The 17,272-nt window shown below is 70.4% G+C and carries 15 protein-coding genes; 9 read left to right on the top strand and 6 right to left on the bottom strand.

Annotation, left to right across the window (positions count from 1 at the left end; translation table 11 throughout):
• Positions 1–482: 482 nt before the first annotated feature.
• The 4 genes from ACFY12_RS07050 to ACFY12_RS07035 form a co-directional block, all read right to left on the bottom strand.
• Positions 483–1,763, bottom strand: coding sequence for a hypothetical protein (locus ACFY12_RS07050; RefSeq protein ID WP_390714709.1), 1,281 nt, complete (start codon positions 1,761–1,763; stop codon positions 483–485).
• 625 nt (positions 1,764–2,388) lie between these two features.
• Positions 2,389–2,523 (bottom strand): hypothetical protein, encoded by a 135-nt coding sequence (locus ACFY12_RS07045; protein WP_390714708.1) that lies wholly within the window; start codon positions 2,521–2,523, stop codon positions 2,389–2,391.
• A 165-nt stretch (positions 2,524–2,688) separates the two neighbouring features.
• Positions 2,689–2,829, bottom strand: a complete 141-nt coding sequence (locus tag ACFY12_RS07040; protein ID WP_390714707.1) for a hypothetical protein — start codon at positions 2,827–2,829, stop codon at positions 2,689–2,691.
• Between the two features lie 20 nt (positions 2,830–2,849).
• Positions 2,850–3,803, bottom strand: a complete 954-nt coding sequence (locus ACFY12_RS07035; RefSeq protein ID WP_390714706.1) for an esterase/lipase family protein — start codon at positions 3,801–3,803, stop codon at positions 2,850–2,852.
• 76 nt (positions 3,804–3,879) lie between these two features.
• On the opposite strand from ACFY12_RS07035, the gene ACFY12_RS07030 reads away from it, so the two are divergent.
• The 6 genes from ACFY12_RS07030 (at position 3,880) to ACFY12_RS07005 (ending at position 11,334) form a co-directional block, all read left to right on the top strand.
• Positions 3,880–4,242 (top strand): hypothetical protein, encoded by a 363-nt coding sequence (locus ACFY12_RS07030; protein WP_390714705.1) that lies wholly within the window; start codon positions 3,880–3,882, stop codon positions 4,240–4,242.
• 1,148 nt (positions 4,243–5,390) lie between these two features.
• Positions 5,391–6,128, top strand: a complete 738-nt coding sequence (locus tag ACFY12_RS07025) for a helix-turn-helix domain-containing protein (RefSeq protein ID WP_390714704.1) — start codon at positions 5,391–5,393, stop codon at positions 6,126–6,128.
• 69 nt (positions 6,129–6,197) lie between these two features.
• Complete coding sequence (locus ACFY12_RS07020; protein ID WP_390714703.1) at positions 6,198–7,643, top strand: CoA transferase; 1,446 nt, start codon at positions 6,198–6,200, stop codon at positions 7,641–7,643.
• A gap of 202 nt (positions 7,644–7,845) precedes the next feature.
• A complete protein-coding gene (locus ACFY12_RS07015; RefSeq protein ID WP_390714702.1) occupies positions 7,846–9,039 on the top strand; it encodes a CaiB/BaiF CoA transferase family protein in 1,194 nt (397 codons plus the stop codon).
• A 61-nt stretch (positions 9,040–9,100) separates the two neighbouring features.
• Entirely contained in the window at positions 9,101–10,273 is a 1,173-nt protein-coding gene (locus ACFY12_RS07010) for an acyl-CoA dehydrogenase family protein (protein WP_390714701.1), read from the top strand.
• Positions 10,270–11,334 carry an acyl-CoA dehydrogenase family protein gene (locus ACFY12_RS07005; protein WP_390714700.1) on the top strand — a complete coding sequence of 355 codons (1,065 nt, stop codon included), beginning with the start codon at positions 10,270–10,272 and terminating at the stop codon, positions 11,332–11,334. Before ACFY12_RS07010 ends, ACFY12_RS07005 begins: the two co-directional genes overlap by 4 nt.
• Positions 11,335–11,620: 286 nt before the next feature.
• On the opposite strand, the gene ACFY12_RS07000 is transcribed toward ACFY12_RS07005, so the two are convergent.
• Entirely contained in the window at positions 11,621–12,217 is a 597-nt protein-coding gene (locus ACFY12_RS07000; RefSeq protein ID WP_390714699.1) for a chloramphenicol phosphotransferase CPT family protein, read from the bottom strand.
• 305 nt (positions 12,218–12,522) lie between these two features.
• Between ACFY12_RS07000 and ACFY12_RS06995 the strand changes: the two genes are divergently transcribed.
• Entirely contained in the window at positions 12,523–12,666 is a 144-nt protein-coding gene (locus ACFY12_RS06995) for a hypothetical protein (RefSeq protein WP_390714698.1), read from the top strand.
• A gap of 4 nt (positions 12,667–12,670) precedes the next feature.
• Here ACFY12_RS06995 and ACFY12_RS06990 read toward each other — a convergent pair whose 3' ends face one another.
• Entirely contained in the window at positions 12,671–14,050 is a 1,380-nt protein-coding gene (locus ACFY12_RS06990) for a peptidase C39 family protein (RefSeq protein WP_390714697.1), read from the bottom strand.
• Between the two features lie 248 nt (positions 14,051–14,298).
• Here ACFY12_RS06990 and ACFY12_RS06985 point away from each other — a divergent pair, with 248 nt between their 5' ends.
• Positions 14,299–14,883, top strand: coding sequence for a uridine kinase (locus ACFY12_RS06985; RefSeq protein ID WP_390714696.1), 585 nt, complete (start codon positions 14,299–14,301; stop codon positions 14,881–14,883).
• A gap of 483 nt (positions 14,884–15,366) precedes the next feature.
• The gene (locus ACFY12_RS06980) at positions 15,367–17,256 is read left to right on the top strand and encodes an AAA family ATPase (protein WP_390714695.1); all 1,890 of its coding nucleotides are present in this window, start codon (positions 15,367–15,369) and stop codon (positions 17,254–17,256) included.
• The last annotated feature ends 16 nt before the right edge of the window (positions 17,257–17,272 follow it).

The following is a 17,272-nucleotide window of genomic DNA, read 5'->3' as shown; positions in this document are numbered from 1 at the left end:
TCATCCAGGAGCAGATGGTCTACGCCCGCGACGACCTGAAGGAAGCCACCAACACTCTCCGGGGCTCGGCCGACCGCCTGGACGGCACTCCACCCCGCATCCTGGCTGCACTGAGCCGATCAGTCCGACCCACGAACTCGATCCACCGCCTCCCTCCACAAGCCCCTGTCCCAAGCCCGACGCGGCTCGCTTACACTCCCGTGACCCGCCATAGTCAAGATCGCCTGCCGTTGCGGTGATCACTGATCCGGGGATTCCCCGGTGTGCGCGGGACGCCTGTCCGCACGATCCGGGCGGGAGGTGCGTGGGGTGATCGAGGATGCGCGAGGGGGCCTGCACGAGCTGATCACTGCTCGCAGGGCGGAACTGGAGGTCCGGGCAGAGAAGTTGAGTCAGCAACTCCGAGTAGCGACGCGGAGGGCCCCGCACGAAACCGGGAGGTCGGGGGTTCGCGTGCGGGGCTGCTCACGGAGTGTGGGCCGTCAGACTCCGATCAGGGTGTACGTACCCGTACCGTCCTGCCTGCCGCTGGAGTACTGGCGTATGAACTCCCCGTCCGCGTACCGGTCGTGGCCCATCATGGAGCCGGTGTACTTGTTCTGCACACCGATCTTCGAGCTGCCGGGTACGTCGCGGTAGATGTAGAACCGCTGGAGGTCGTCCTCCGTGCAGGAGGCCGTCTGCAGGACCGCCCGGTCGGTGGCCGCGTTCTGCGCGGCGATGGTCGCGCACGTGCCCATGCCCCAGTTCCACAGCGACGCCTCGAGGACCCCGTTGCGCTCCGTCACGTTGCACAGGCGCCAGTTGTCCAGGTGGGCGCTGAAGATCGACGAGGGCCGCAGGCGGACACCGTCGGCCGCCAGGATCGGCGCGCCCCAGGACAGGGGCTTGCCGGGTACGGCGATCTTGTAGACCTCGGCCGTGCAGTTGAGAGCGGCTCGCACGCTACGCCCGGTGGCCTTGGGCTGTTCGGCGGAGGTGCCGCTGGTGAGAGCCGGGCGCTGCACGGGGCGGTCCCGCATCTGCTTCGCCGTCGGCGCCACCGCACCCGCCGGGTGCTTGGCCTTCGCAGCGGCCGAGCCGCAGTCGAGGAGGCCTTGTGCCTTGGCCATGATGCTGCCTGCGGGCACCTTGTCCTGGCAGCGCACCGCGCCTTCCTCGAGGGCGGTGTAGGTGGTGAAGTTGCCACCGTCGGGCCCCTCGATCCACTTCAGCGCCCAACTGCCGTCGCCCTGTTGGACGCGGTTGCAGTTGAGGCTTCCATACGTACCGGTGACCTTCTTGGTGCCCTTGTAGGCGCCGTAGTATCCGGGCTGGTTGAAGTTCCACGTGACCGCATTCGACTCGGTGCTGGTGGAGGTGTAGTCGACTTTGACATTCAGGCCCAGGCTCGCGCCGACCTTGCCGAGGGTCTCGACGGCGAAGCTGCCCTCGACATTGCCGTTGAGGCCGACGGAGACCGAGATGGTCGTCTGGGTGCTGGTGGTGACGGTCTGGGTGCCGGTTGTGCCCTCGGTGACGTACCAGCCCTTGAAGTGGGTGATCGTCGGGGACACTTCGGTGCTCTTGATGTACGGGTGGCGTGTGCCGAGGTCGGCCGCCGTACAGGTTTCGCCGGGCTTTGCCTGAGCAGCGGCGGGCTTTGCCGGGGCGGCGGCGGCCGGTTCGGCCGCGAAGCTCATGGCGGCTACCGCGGAGGCAGCCGCAGCAGTGAAGGCTATGAGCCCTCTGCCAAAGCGGCCGGTCGATCTTAAGTGACGCATCGTTGTCTTCCCCCTTTGGCCGGCCCGCACGCAGGCGGGAACCCCGGCCGGTGGTGTGGTCAGTGTGATGGCGCTGAGCGCGACTGAACCTAGGGCCACCCGATGAAAAAACGATGACGGAATCAGCAAATTTGATCACGCCGGGGCGGAATGGCTTGTTCTCGGTTGGTACGCGCGGGCGTTGCCCGAGTTCACCGTGATGTCCGTCCAGCACGCGGCCAGCGGGCGCCGAGAGCGCCGGGAGCAGGTACAGCCGCGGGACGACCGGGGGTCTGCCGGACGCGGCAGACAGGGCACGGACCTGACGAGGGGGCATACCCGCGCGCCAGCCTGGGGATTGAAGCCGGCCGCGGACCACCCCGCGCCTCGTTCCCGGTGCCGGCTCCCCGCACGGCGCTCGTATCCGGCTCCGACGGATGGCTACCCACCCCCGGAGAGCGCCGGACCCGTCATGAAATCCGGACAAGATTGCAAATTTCGAACCTGGGTCCGGTCAGTGGTTCCTGCCATCCCGATCATCCGTACGACCGCGTGACCAACAAGGACCACACCAGAAGGGACCATCGTGAAACGCGCCAGGCATCTGCTCGCGGCATCAGCCGCACTCGCCCTGGCCGCAGCCCTCCTAGCCCTGGGCCTCACCGGCCGCCGCCGCACCGTCGGCGGCCAGCCGGGTGGTTCCAAAGGGCCACGGCACGTGCACGGCCACCGCCCCCGGCTCCGGGCCCGCGCGCCAGGGCGCGGCGTGGACCTGCACCAAGACAGAGCCCCGTCTCCGCTCGCGAGCCGGCCCGCATCCTCGCCCACCTCACCGGCGCCCGGGTCACCGCCACCCCCTGGACGACGCGGCGGCCCTGTGCGCGTCCGGCAAACACCGGGATGGCGTCTCCACCCGTCACGCGTACTGCGTGCGGCACAACATCGACTACGCGCTCGTCAGCCCCAAGTACGAGGTGATCGGCACCGCCAGGCTCACGGTCGTGGCCGCGTCCGAGCCGAGCCCCACGAGTACGCGATGGAAGGGGAGCATCTCCGTCCTCACCGGCGCGATGTCGCCATCAGCCACCAGAGCTGGGCGGGCCGGAATCAGAAGGCGGGCGCCCTCGGCACACAGGGAGCCGCTGGGGCTGAGGGGTCCAGGGCCCGTTTGACCAGTCCGATCGCACGCGGGCTGTACGACATACTCAGATGGGCGGAGAAGTCGACGAAGCAGCCCTCCTGCAAGGTGATGTTCTGCACCGTTGCTCCGGGCCCCGCCGTCATGAACGTGTTCTGCCAGGGGGTACTGACCTCATCGTACTTCGTGCCGATCACGGTGTACTCGACCCCGGGAACGGTGTCGCCGTCGGCGTTGAGCTCCTTGATGAAGTCGGATTTCTCGTACTGCTGGATGCCCGCCTTCCCGAAGTACTTCTCCCCGGATCCCAGCATGTGGAGCATGTCGGCGAGAGTCTCGATGCCGCTGAGGGTGGTGCCGTGGTTGGTCGCGGCGAGTTGGACTACCTTCTTGACCTTGTTCTTCGAGGGGTCGGTCGGGTTCGCGCCTCCGTCGGCCTTGAGATACCAGCGGGCCAGGATCCCGCCCTGGGAGTGGCCGACAAGGTCCACCTGGCCGGAGCCGCTGGCAGCGAGCACCTTGTCCACGAAGGCTGCCAGCTCCTCGGAGGACTTCCTGATGTCTCCGTAACCCTTGACGGTGGGAGCGAGAGCCACTCCGGCGTCGTCGGTGTCGCCGTAGTCGAGGGCGTAGACGCAGTAGCCCTGGGCCTTCAACTCGGGGGACATCCGGGCCCAGTTGTTGTAGCGGTTCTCGTAGGTCCCGTGTACCAGGACGACCGGACGCGGGTGGGCGGCGCTGGGACGGCAGTTCCAGTCGTTGGCGCCCGGCGGATCGATGTCGAGGTGGAGGATGGAATGGCCGAGGGCGGGAAGGAAATTGTCCTGCTCGGGGCCGGTCTCCGCTGCCGCGGACGTGGAGGTGGCCAAGACCGTCGCCGCGGCGGCGGCACAGACGGCGGTGACGTATCTGAGTATGCGCAAGACGGCTCCTGAGAAGTGCGGAACTGGCGACAGTTGCATAGGCGAGCCCACCAGTACGAACGCCGAACTCCAAGAGGTGCGCGACGATTTGGAGGAACTCGCCGTGGCCGAGCGGGTCGCGCGCCGACTGGTCGAACAGCACCGCGAGGAAACAGATCGGACACCGCCGGCCGTCGGGCAAGTCGCGGTTCTTACAGTGCTGCTGGTGCCGCGACGCGAGCGGGGCAAGGACGAGGCGGCGTTGCCCGAGGACTACCGGCGGATCATGGATGCGGTGCGGCGGGCCGACGGTCCGATGATGGTCAAGCAGGTCTGCACCAAACTCGGCGCCTCCTTGGAGCCGGCCCGCGTGGAGGCGTTGCGCGTCAAGTTGAAGCGGCTCGGGGAGCGGGGTTGGCTGTGCAAGCTCGGTGACGGGAAGTTCACCACCACGCTGTGAGCACGCCCCGGCGCGGCTGTGGCCGTTGCCATAACGTGCGTGCACCTGGCGGCAGTTGATAGCGCATGTCAAAGAAAACCAGCTCCGCCAGGAGCGCCGCGACGGTTGTCTACCAGTCCAGCCTCACGTGTCCACGGCCACCCTGACGTTGATCGGCGATGTGCTGCGCGGACATCTGATGAGGATCCGCTCGCGGTGGCGCAAGCTGCCGCCCGGACAGATCGCCGCGATCGTCCTCGCGGTCCTGCGCCATGACCAGCGCCTCTCGGACATGGCGGACGGCAACCGGATTCTCCGCGTCCACGGCGCGCCGCTGGGTGATCGAGGTGATGGGCCCGCTCGCCGCGCGGGCCGAGCACCTGGACCGCGCCCTGAAGAAGCTCACCCGAAAAGATCGCGGTGCACTCCGAACCGTTCGGCCCGCCCCGCCGGCTGGCCACCTTCGACAACAACACCCCCACGGAACTCGTCACCGCCTTCACACAGTGCCCGCGCCGGCGAGACATCACTTGCAGCGGACACCGAGGCGGTGGCCGGAGCTGCGAACGTCTGGCTCTGAGCAGCGGTCATTCCCAAGAGCAACACGCCCGCCAGGGCTGCGGAGGCGATGCGTGCAGGCCCTCGATTGAAATGTTCCGTTCCGTGATGGCGGTCTGCGTGTTCTTGGTGTGTCTCCTCCAGGGGCCACGGCAACTTGTCTCACGATCTTGTCCCTTTGCCGGCGTCCGCCTCGACGCGGTTCAGGTATGACTCCAGGGCGTGCGAGGCCGGTACGTTGCTCAGAGCAACCGCAATTACCTGATCGTAGGTGTGCGCCGGCGCGAAAGGGGAGGCATGAGGAATCGGTTCGCGGGCGGCTGTTCGCCGTGCTCGGTGTGGGTGTGGCGGCGGGTTTCTCGGCAAGGGACTCGACGGGGCCTGGGAAGTCCACTGCGCAACGTGCCATCACCTCGATGAGCTCGCCGAGGCGGACGGCTTCGACCCGGATACGGTCCTTCCGCCTTTGCGTGAACCACCTTCTGCTGCCGGGCTTGTGACGTCTGCGGGGGCCGGGGCCGGATTGCTCGTCGGGGTGGTGCGGGAAAGGATCGACGGGCCGTGTCGGCGCTCGTGACCGGCGGCGTACAAGAAGGACAAGGTGGGGCGGGATGAGCGAGCACGGCCGACGGCGGCGTCACCGTACGGTGGACCGGGTCGCGTGGATCCTGGAGGCCGCCGCGCGGGCGCCGGGCGGGGTGACCGTGGCCGAGTTGGCGCGGACGGTCGGGGCGCCGGCGAGCTCGGTGCAGGACCTGGTCAACGGCCTTGCCGCGACCGGCTTTCTGCTGGAACAGCACGGGCGCTTCAGGCTCGGGCCCGCCCCGCACGTCCTCAACCTCATCGCGGGCCGGGTCGTCCCGCGGATCGGTCAGGCCGAGCTCAACGAACTGAGCCGCGTCGCGGGTACCCCGGTGCTGCTCACGGTGCGGGTCGGGCTCGACGCCGTGCACCTCGCGCGCGGCGGCGAGGACGAGATCCCCCGCCTCCTGCCGCTCGCCGACGAGCATATGGCCCGGCCGCTGCTGCGTACCGCCGCGGGCCGACTGCTGCTGGCCTTCACCGACGAGGCGGAGCGCCGTGGGCTGCTCGACGAGCTCGCCCGCCACGACCCCGAGGCGGTCGCGGAGTTCCGCCGCGCCCTTCCTGCGATCCGCGCGTCGCGGATCAGCCGCAGCGAGGGTCTGGCCGACCCCGAGGTCAGCGCACTCGCGATCCCCGTCACCGAAGGCTCCATCGTCACGGGCGCCCTCGTTCTGACGCACCGGCGTCGCGGCCGCTCGGAGCGGCTGAGTCTGGACCGGGCGGCGGCCCGGCTCCTCGCGCACATCCAGGAGAGGCGGACGTGACGTTCGCATCAGTTCACGGATATCCGTGAATGCGGGCGCCCGTGCAGTGCCGGGAACGAGCATCCCGGCATGACTTCGAACGCGCTCACCACGACCGAGCCGACACCTCCGTCGTCCACCGGCGAGATGCTCTCCCGGCTGCTGCACACCCTCGGCGATCCTTATCCGGCCCGGGGAGCCGAGGACATCACCGTCGTCGAAGCCGATCCCCTGGTGCCCTCGGTGCACCGCCTCGCCGATGCCATGTCCGCCGCGATCGGGGTCTTCGGGCGGCAGACGGCGGCGGTCGGCGAACAGCGCGGCCACCCGCACCAGAGGGTGGAAGTGCAGGCCGGGGCCGCGATCGACCAGCTCATGGCGACGTACCACACGACGCTCTCGGGGCGCCCGCTCGGTGTTCTGCTCGATGATCCGACGCTGCTCGGCAATAACGACTTCTACCGGGCCCGCGACGGCCGGTGGATCTTCCTCATCACCACCTATCCGCATCTGCGGGACGCGGTCGGCTCCGTGCTGAGGTGCGGGCTCGACAAGGTAGGGATCGCGCGGGCCGCGGCCGGCTGGGACGCCTTCACGCTGGAGGAGGCCATCTGCGCACGGGGCGGCGTCGCCTGCGTGGTGCGCAGCCGGGACGAGTGGCTCGCGCACCCCGCGGGGCGGTATGTCGCGCAGCGCCCGGTCGTCGAGATCGAACGCGTCGGTGACGGACCGGTCCGGCCACTGGAGCCGATCGGTGCGGCCGATGAGGCGCTCGCGGGTGTACGGGTGCTCGATCTCACCCATGTCATCGCGGGTCCCGTCGCGGCGCGACTGCTCGCCCAGTTCGGCGCCGACGTGCTGCACCTGTCGCGTCCCGACCGCCCCGACCCGATCCCGATGATCGCGATGACCGGCGGCGGCAAGCGCAACGCCTACTGCGACCTGCGCGACGGTCACGACCGTGCGGCCTTCCACGACGTGCTCCAGGACGCGGACGTCTTCGTGCACGCCTACCGGGGTCTTGCCCGGCACGGGGCGTCGACCGAGGACCTCGTGCGGCGCCGCCCCGGACTCATCACCCTCGAATACCACGCCTGGGGCGCCGAAGGACCCTGGGGTGAACGCGGCGGGTTCGACCAACTCGCCTGCGCGGCAACCGGGTTCGCCGTCGAGGAGTGGACCGACCGGCCGTCGCTGCCGCCGACGTACCTGCTCAATGACTACCTCGCCGCGTACCTCGGGGCCGCCGCCGTGGCAACGGTCCTGCGCCGGCGTGCGGCGGAGGGCGGCTCCTGGCGGATCCGCGTGACCTTGGCCGGGGTGTGTCACTGGGTGCAGGAACTCGGGCTGCTGGCACGGGGGGACGTCATCGACCTGCCCCGGCCCGGGCGTACGCCGCTCGCCGCCCTTTCGACCACCGGGACCGACTTCGGCCCGCTCACCGAACCGGCGACACCCTTCGCGTACAGCAGGCGCACGGTCCCCCAGCCCGGCCGGCGTTCCCCGCTCGGGTCTGCTGCGCTCCAGTGGCGCTGAGCGATCCGCAGGAAGTGCCGTACGTCATCTGCGGGCCGGTGGTGGGGGTCCCCCCTGCTCGAACGAAGTTGAGAGCTTGGGGGATGGTCGCGCCCCCGGCAAAGCCGCATATCGACACAGCCCCGCGTCCCTTCGGAGCGCGATCCCGTACCGCACCACCCCGTTCGCCCGTCCCACCCGAATCCCCAGGAGGCACCGGAAGATGTCCGAGAAGCCGACCGGCCCGTCCGGCCGCGGACTCCTCGCCGGAGTCCGCGTCATCGAACTGGCCGGCGTGATCATGGCCCCGTACGCCGCCCAGCAACTCGGCGACCTGGGCGCGGACGTGATCAAGGTCGAGCCGCCCACGGGCGACATGACGCGCCACTACCCGCCCCGGCGCCACCCCGGCATGGGCGGCCCGGCACTCAACCTGAACCGCAACAAGCGCAGCGCCGCCATCGACCTCAAGGCCCCGCACGGCCGCGACGCCCTGCTCGCCCTGCTGCGCACCGCCGACGTCTTCATCACCAACCTGCGCCCGCAGGCCCTGGAGAAGCTCCGCCTCGGCTACGACGACGTCGCGGCCGTCAACCCCGGCCTGATCTACGCAGGAGCCCAGGGCTTTCGCAGCGACAGCCGCTACGGCACCCGCGCCGCCTACGACGACATCATCCAGGCGGCCAGTGGCCTGATCTGGCTCAACCACAAGGTCTCCGGCCAACCCCACTACGTTCCCACCGTGCTGGCCGACAAGATCTGCGGCATGCAGATCACCCAGTCGGTACTGGCCGCACTGCACTACCGGGAACACGGCGGCACCGGTCAGCGCATCGAAGTCCCGATGGCCGACACCATGCTCGCCTTCAACCTGGTCGAGCACCTGGGAGCGGCCGCTCTGGAGGCCGACGGGGAGTTCGGCTCGGCCCGCTCGCTCAGCCCGCAGCGCCGCGCCCTGCGCACCGCCGACGGCTGGATGTGCATCCTGCCGCACAGCGACCGCAACTGGCAGGACTTCACCGCCTTCGTCGGCCGCCCCGAACTGGCCTCCGACCCGCGCTTTTCCACCGGCCCCGACCGGGCCCGCAACGCCGACGCGTTCTATCCGCTGCTCGCTGAGCTGACGCTGCGGCACACCAGTGCCGAGTGGCAGGAGTTCTGCGACCGGGCGGGCATCGCCGCCACCCCCGTGCTCGACCTGGCCTCCGCCGCCACCACCGCCTACGCCCAAGAGGGCGGCCTGCTGTACGAGGCCGAGCACCCCACCGAGGGCCGCTACCGGGTCATCGGCCGCCCGGTGCGCTACTCGGCCGACCCCGAGCCGCGCCTGCGGCCCTGCCCGGGCATCGGCCAGCACACCGACGAGGTGCTCCGCGAAGTCGGCTTCGCCCCTTCCCTGCTGCACCCCACGAGCTGACCTGTTTCCGTCACGAAAAGAAGTGCATCGATCAATTCACCAACCCGGGAGCGAATGAACCATGTCTCCTTCGACGCTTTCACCGATCGCATTCCCTGATGTCGCCCTGCCCGAATCGGCCCGTCGACTCCGCACCGAGGTCCGCGCCTTTCTCCAGGAGGAGCGCGCCCGCGGCACCGTACTCGGCCGCCCCGACTCCTGGCTGGCGGGCTGGGATCCCGGCTTCAGCCGCCGCCTCGCCGGGCGCGGCTGGGTCGGCATGGCGCTGCCCACCGAGTACGGCGGGGCGGGCCGCGGCTTTCTGGAGCGCTATGTGGTGATCGAGGAACTGCTCGCCGCCGGCGCCCCGGTCAGCGCCCACTGGGTCTCCGACCGGCAAGCAGGCCCCTCCATCCTCCAGCACGGTAGCGAGGAGCAGCGCCGCTTCTTCCTGCCCCAGATCGCCGCCGGGCAGTGCTTCTTCTCCATCGGCATGAGCGAGAAGAGCAGCGGCTCCGACCTCGCCTCGGTCGCCACGCGCGCCGAACGCACCTCCGATGGCTGGCAGTTGACCGGCACCAAGATGTGGACCGGCGGCGCCCACGTCAACGACTTCGCCATCGTCCTTGCCCGCACCGATGAGGCCGAGGACAAGCACGCCGGACTCAGCCAGTTCATCGTCGACCTGCGCGCCCCGGGCGTACGCATCGAGCCGATCCACCTGATGAGCGGCGAGCACCGCTTCAACGCCGTCCACCTCGAAGGCGTCGACGTCCCCGACGGCATGCTGCTCGGACAGCGGGGCGACGGCTGGAAGCAGGTCACCGGCGAGCTCGCCTTCGAACGCAGCGGCCCGGAACGCTACCTGTCCGCCTTCCCCCTGCTGGTCTCCCTGCTCCGCGAGCTCGAGCAGCGTTCTGCCACGGCCGAACAACTCACCCGGGTCGGCATCCTGACGGCCCGTCTGCACAGCATCCGCCGACTGTCCCTCGGCGTGGCCGCCGCGCTGGACGCCGGGGCGTCGCCCGATATCCAGGCCGCCCTGGTCAAGGACCTCGGCACCCGCTTCGAGGGCACACTGACCGACACCGTCCGCAGCATCCTGCCGACCCCGGCCGACCCTCACGCCACCCCCGGCACCCACCCCGAACTGCTTGCCTTCGCCCAGATGCACAGCCCCGGCTACACCCTGCGCGGCGGCACCAACGAAATCCTTCGCGGCATCATCACTCGCGGTCTGGAGCAGCACCGATGAGCACCCACACGATCGACACCAGCACCCCCGTCATCCCCGCCGACGCCTACGACACCACCACCTTCTTCGCCGACCCGGACACCATCGCCGTCGTCACCAACACCACCCCCGACGCCGTGCCCCTCCCGGCCGCGGACGCCTCCACCGCCGAACTCCTCGCCGCCGCACAGGAGTCGGGACGCCGAGTCGTCCCCGAGCCGTTCGCCGAGACCGCCCTGGTCGCCCGCCCGCTGCTGCACCGCGCCCATCTCCCCGTCCCCGACGGCCCGCTCAGCTACGCCATCGCCCCCGAGCTCACCGTCCGCTACGCCCACCCGGCCGCCTCCCCCGTCGGCTCGTCGGGCTGCCTGGGCGACGACGACACCCTGCTGGTCACCGGCACCCTGCGCCGCGTCCCCTGGGCCCGCGCCGCCGCCGCGGTGGTCGTCCTGGCCACCGCCCCCTTCGGCCCCGTCCTGCTCACCCTCACCCCCGACCAGGCCGCCCTCACCCCCGGCGGCAACCTCGCCGAGGAACCCCGCGACGACCTGCACCTCGCCGCCCTCGAGATCCCCGCCTCCCACGTCCGCCGCATCTCCCCCGAACTGCTCGACGAAGCCCGGCTCCGCGCGGCCCTGGCTCGCTCCGCCCTGATCGCCGGAGCCGCCGAACGCTGCGTCGACCTGACGGTCACTCACACCACCGCCCGCACCCAGTTCGGCCGTCCGCTCAGCCGCTTCCAGGCCGTCAAGCAGGAAGAGGCGCGGCTGATCGAGGAAGCCGCCCTGGTCCGCGCAGCCGTCCAGGCCGCCGCCGTGCCACTGGACACCGGCGGGACGGCCGCATACTTCGCCGTCGCCGCCGCCAAGACCCAGGCATCCGCTTCGGCCACCGAGATCACCCGCATCGCCCACCAACTCCACGGCGCCATCGGCATCACCCGGCTCAACCCCCTCCACCTCGCCACCACCCGCCTGTGGTCCTGGCGCGACGAAGACGGCGACGAAACCTACTGGGCACACCGCCTGGCCCGCCCCCTCACCGCCACCACCCTCTGGCCCACCCTCACCACCACACCCTGACCCCTCGCCCTCGCCCTCGCCCTGCCTCGCCGCCGACCGGCCCAGCCCGGTCGGCGGCGAGGCAGCTCTCCCCTGGCTCGGGGTGGTGTCACCGGGTCCGGAGGCATCGACAGACTGCGAGCAGCAAGAACTGGGAGCAGAAACCCCGGTCTCGATCAGCTGCGGCGTCTCCACAATCAGGTTGGAGAGAGCCGCTGCGTAGATCGACACCGGGATCAGCACTACCACGAGTCAACGATCAGGCGAAAGTTGCCCTGTCGGACGCGTGGCATGAGCGCGTTTGGCCCTAGCCGAAGAGGCTGTGCTTCGCCGGCGGCGGTTCTTGGCTGTCCGTCAGGTAGCGTCGTCGGAGGCGAGTGAAGGCGGCGGGGCTGGGGCGGTGCGGGAGGAACTCCTTGATGCGCTGTGCGCATTCGCGTGGGCTTGCCGTGCTGGTGTCGCACTCCACGTCGTAGTCGGCGTGGGCGTGGACCAGGTCGTATTGGTGCGCCGCGAGGCCCGGCGGGCGGTCGCCCCGGGCCAGCTCGCGGCGGGCCAGCTCGTCCAGCGGGCAGTGGACGCCGACAAACAGTACGTCCTCGGTCGGCAGCACCGTCAGGCAGTCGAGCAGCCGCCACGGCTCGCTCAACACATGGTCGACCACGATGTCGTTGCCCACCTCGGCCATGGCTGCAATCGAGCGGTGGAAGCCCATCCTGGTCCGCCGCAGCGTGGCGTCGAGCTCCTCCGCCCCGAGCTCCCGCTTGCTGCGCATCGCGTTGAAACTGTCGACCGCCAAGTGGAAGAAGACGCCGTCATTCAGGATGTCCAGAAGCTCCCGGGCGATGCTTGACTTCCCTGAACTGGAGGTGCCATTGAGGAAGATGATTCGGCCAGATGTCATATCGGCATGGTCACATGGTGCCGTTCCGGCTCCGCGTCGAGGGGATCTCCAGTAGTTCTCGGCGCCCAGCAAGACAGCAGTCTTGGACGCCGTAGGCTCGCAGACTGTTCGCCAACAGGGTGGAAATGGCAGTGAGCTTGCCGCTTGTCCGAAGGCTGATCAATCGTGTGCCTGGGCTGCGAAGGGTCTGCATGGGACCGGGTCATCAAGCGGCTGGGGCTCCGGGAATACACACCGCATGACCTCCGGCATAAATGGGCGACCGTGACCTTGGCTAACGGGGTGTCCATTCATGAGGTGTCCCGTTGGCTGGGCACCGGTCGATCAAGGTCACGGTCGATCGCTACGGGCACCTCACCCAGGACGGGCGTGAGCACTGCCGTCAGGTCGTGGCGACGACCTTCCAGGGCTACCTGCCCGAGGAGCTGTCGGTGGGACTGGCGGCCTGATCCGCTACAGGATTCCGAGCTCCTTCAGGATGCGGTGCTGACTTGGTGCTGACTTTAGGGGGAAGTAGAGGTAGCAGACACCACCTGTACCGCTTCTGACCTGGCCTTTTTCGTCGTATCGCTTCGTGCGCAGCCAGATGTTCTCGAACTGGCGGCGGGGGTAGACGCGCCGGACGGCGTGGTCGTCGGGGGAGGCGGGGTCGTTGGCGATGACGTCGCCGGTTCTGGTGAAGCCGATGACGGTCATCAGGTGGCCGGCGGTGCCGTAACCGGCGCCGTCGAGTTCGGTCTTGAGGAAGGACTGGGACGTTATCACCGGGATGCCGGCGTGGATGAGGCGCTCGGCGTCGTTGAGGGAGGCCAGGCGGGTGACGACGCCCTGGAGGTCCCGGTAGGTGGCGGCGTAGGCGGCGTTGAAGGACCAGTTGCCGCAGCCGTCGTACTGGTAGTCGAAGGTGCGGCGGGCGGCGTGGCAGACCTGGGGGTCGGCGTAGGAGGGGTTGACCCAGGCGAGATCAGCGGGCGTGGGCTTGCGGCCCCAGTACTCGATGACCATCTGGGACGAGGTGGGGCTGCACCAGGCCTCGCCACCGTTGTCGTACTCCGGGTACTGGCCCTTGTGGATCTCCTGCGAGTACCGGGGGACGGGCAGTTCACGGCCCACCAGGGCGGGCTCGGAGGCCGGGACCTCGAAGCGGTCGGGGACGTCGGAGGCCATGGCGCCCAGCCGCCAGACGGTGGGGGTGAGCGTGGTGCCGGGCTTGCGGTGGAGGGTGAGGCGGAGGGTGTACGACGTCAGGCGGAGGCCGCTCGACGGGGTGTCGATGGCGAGGGTGTCGGTGGAGACGGAGCTCTTGCCGTCCTTCTGGCCGTCGACAGAAGTGCGGCGGATGTCGGCGTCGGAGTCGCCGGCGGTCCAGCGGCCCATGACGTACCAGGGGGTGCGAGTGCCGTCGCTGTACCTGCCGCGCAGTTCGACGGTGATCCAGGTGCCGGCCGGGGTGTGCGCGTTCCAGGAGGCGACGGCCTCGGTGGACGGGACCCTGAGGCGGTGGGCCGGGGAGGTCCAGGTGGCGTACTCCCAGGTGGTGGTGCGGCCGGTGTGCGGGTCCCGGTAGGTGGTGGTGCCCGTGGGCCGGGCGAGCACGACGCCGGGGCGGGGGTCGTGCGTGACCCGGGTGCCGCGGCCGGTGCCCTCGGTCCAGTCGGCCGCGGTGGTCCAGGCGTGCTGGTCGACGTGGTCCACGGGGCCCTCCGGTCGGCTCGGGCGGCTCGGTCGGGGTGCGAGGGCGTCCGGTGTGGCCGCGGAGGCCGGTGTGGCGATGCCCGCCGCGGCGGCGAGCGCGGCGGCCAGGACGGTGCGCCGGGGCGCGGAACTGGTCATGGTGGTCTCCCCCAGTCGGATGCGTGCGGTCGGATGCGTGCGATCGGGTGTGAGGGGCGGGGTACGAGGGGCGGGTACGAGGGGGCGGGGCGGGCGGTGGGCGGAACGGTGGTGCGGGAGGGGCAGTGGGTCAACTATCACCGGTCCGGATGTGCTGCGGAAGCCGGTGCGCCGCGCGGCGCGGCGGCAATACGGGTGCGGACCACTCGCGCGGCGGAGGGTGCGGGGCAGCCGCGTACGCTGGCGGGATGACTGGTGACCTGGCCCGGCTCGCCGCCCGGCTGCGCGGGCTGCCGCCGTCCTGCGGGCCGGTGCGGCTGATCGCCGTGGACGGGCATGCCGGGTCGGGCAAGAGCACCTTCGCCGGGCGGCTGGCGGAGGAGCTGGGCGGCGCCCCGGTGGTGCACACCGATGACCTCGCCACCCATGAGGAGCTGTTCGCGTGGAGCGGCCGGTTCGGTGCGCAGGTGCTGGAGCCGCTGTCCCGGGGGGAGACCGCGCGGTACGAGATCTATGACTGGGCGCGCGGGGAGTTCACCGGGGCGCGTGAGCTGGCGCCCGCGCCGGTGGTGCTGATCGAGGGCGTCGGCGCGGGCCGGCGGGCCATCCGGCCCTCTCTGGCCTGCCTGTTGTGGATGGAACTGGCGAGCGAGCATTCCTGGGAGAGGGGTCAACTCCGGGACGGACCAGACCTCTCCGCTTTCTGGAGTGGCTGGATTCCGGCGGAGCGCGCGCACTTCGCGGCGGATCCTTCGCGCCCGTACGCCGATTTCCTGGTGCACCAGGGGCGGGTGGGGTACGAGGTACGCGTGGGGCCTTCCACGACGCCATGACCGGCCCCACAGTTCACGCTCCGTAGCAGAGAGTGGCCGGTACCCCGTTTGCGGACGACAGGGACCCGCCGAGTGCTCCAACTCGGCTTGACCTGGGGGGCGTACAGGACTTACGTTCTCAATGTGCGGTTCAACGGACCGCCCGCAGATGCGAAGCCCCCGGTTGTTCCCCCGTGATCGGGGGCTTCGTTCTGCGTAAAACTATCCCGCGCCGCCGCCGCGTGCCGCCCCTCCCTCACCCTGGGTCACCGCACTCTTCGCGCCGTGGCGCTGCGCCAAAGCGTCTGTTCCCACTCCACTCTTGCCCCGTGCCGCCCTCTACGGCCTGCGGCGATCCCGCGGGTACCATGCGAGTCGGTGCCACCGCAGGCCAGGGGACTCCCATGCGCGGCGAGGTCAACTTCCTTACGCCGTACGCCCGTTCCCCAGGAGCGGCAGGCACGCGCCCGGCGGCACACACGGGGGACGGTTGTAGGGGGACGGATGGAATGCGGCACTCAGGGTTCGCCCGCCCCGGCCGAGCTCGCCTGGCTGCGCGCGGTCGACGCCTACACGGTCGGCGCGTATCCGCAGGCGGAGGAGGAGTTCCGGGCCGCGGTGCGGCTCGACCCGTCGATGGCCGATGCCTGGCTCGGGCTGCACGCCCTGCGCGCCGACACCGCCATCGCCCTGCTGCGGATGCACCGGCACCGCGACCGCTTCGGCGAGATGCGCACCCGCCACCGACGCACCCTCAATTCCTGGTACTGGCTTGGCTGGTGGGTGCAGCCGGTGCTGGAGACCCCCCGCGATCTGCTGCTGGCGCACGCCTCGCACTGGCTCGACGGCCGCCATGTCGCCGAACTCGACCAGGCACTGGCCGGCTGCCCGCCGGTCGACACCGACCCCCAGGTGCGCTTTCTGCACGCCTGCCGGGCCTACCTCGTCAAGGACTGGGAGCAGCTCGTACGGCACACCGAGCCGCTGCTGAGCGATCCCGTACTGGGCATCGAGGCCGGGCTGTTCGGCGGGATGGCGCGGGTGCGGCTGGAGATGTACGGACAGGCCGAGCCGCTGCTGTCGGCCGCGCTGATGCGGTGCCGCAGCGAGCAGCCGCAGCGCAAGGAGCTGCGGTACTGGCTCGCCCGGGCCCATGAGGGGACGGGACGCAGCGCCGCGGCCCTCCCCCTGTACCGGGCGGTGCACCGTGTGGACCCGGCCTTCATGGACACCGCGGCCCGGCTCACCGCGATCGCCGACGTGGACGGGCTGGACGAGGGCGCGGGCCTCGCGACGGTCTCCGCGTCAGGCCCCGTCCAGGAGGCCGGCGGCGATCCGGACCCGCTGGCGCCGCTCGACCCGGTCGACGGCCGGGAACTGCTGGCGGCCGGCGAGGCGGAGGGGCCGGACCTCCAGGCGGGCGGCGGCGGCGCGCCGGCCGGCGGCGACCCCACGGTCCGGGCGAGAGCCGCGACGCCGGGGCCGCGGGGCGCCGAGCGGCTGCCCGCCGGGCCCGCCGACCCGGTCCTGCTGGAGCAGGCGCTCGCGGAGCTGGAGCGCATGGTCGGCATGGAGCCGGTCAAGCGGCAGGTGCGGGCGCTGTCGGCGCAGTTGCGGATGGCGCGGCTGCGGGCGAGCCAGGGGCTGCCGGTGCAGCCGCCGAAACGGCACTTCGTCTTCTCCGGGCCGTCCGGCACCGGCAAGACGACCGTGGCCAGGATATTGGGACGGGTCTTCTACGCGCTGGGGCTGCTCGGCGGCGACCATCTCGTGGAGGCCCAACGGTCGGATCTGGTCGGCGAGTTCCTCGGCCAGACCGCGGTGAAGGCCAATGAACTGATCGACTCCGCGCTGGGCGGTGTGCTCTTCGTCGACGAGGCGTACAGCCTGTCCAACTCCGGCTACAGCAAGGGCGACGCATATGGCGACGAGGCGTTGCAGGTGCTGCTCAAGCGCGCCGAGGACAACCGCGACCGGCTGGTGGTGATCCTGGCGGGCTACCCGGAGGGCATGGACCGGCTGCTGGCCGCCAACCCCGGCCTGTCCTCCCGCTTCACCAGCCGCGTGGACTTCCCCAGTTACCGGCCGGCGGAGCTGACCGCCATCGGGGAGGTGCTGGCCGCCGAGAACGGCGACCACTGGGACGAGGAGGCCCTCGAGGAGCTCGCCAGCATCAGCGCCCATGTCGTCGAGGAGGGCTGGATCGACGAGCTCGGCAACGGCCGCTTTCTGCGCACCCTCTACGAGAAGAGCTGCGCCTACCGCGATCTGCGGCTGTCCACCTGGCGGGGCACACCGGCCCGGGACGACCTGGCCACTCTGCGGCTGCCGGACCTGATGCAGGCCTACGGCGAGGTCCTGTCGGGCCGGGGGCCGGACGGCCCGGAGCTCTAGGCCGTGTCTATCCGGT

The organism is Streptomyces sp. NPDC001339, from assembly GCF_042895955.1.
Taxonomy (GTDB): Bacteria; Actinomycetota; Actinomycetes; order Streptomycetales; family Streptomycetaceae; genus Streptomyces.
Note: the sequence above shows the minus strand (reverse complement) of the source record. Positions and strands in the feature narration are given on the sequence as shown.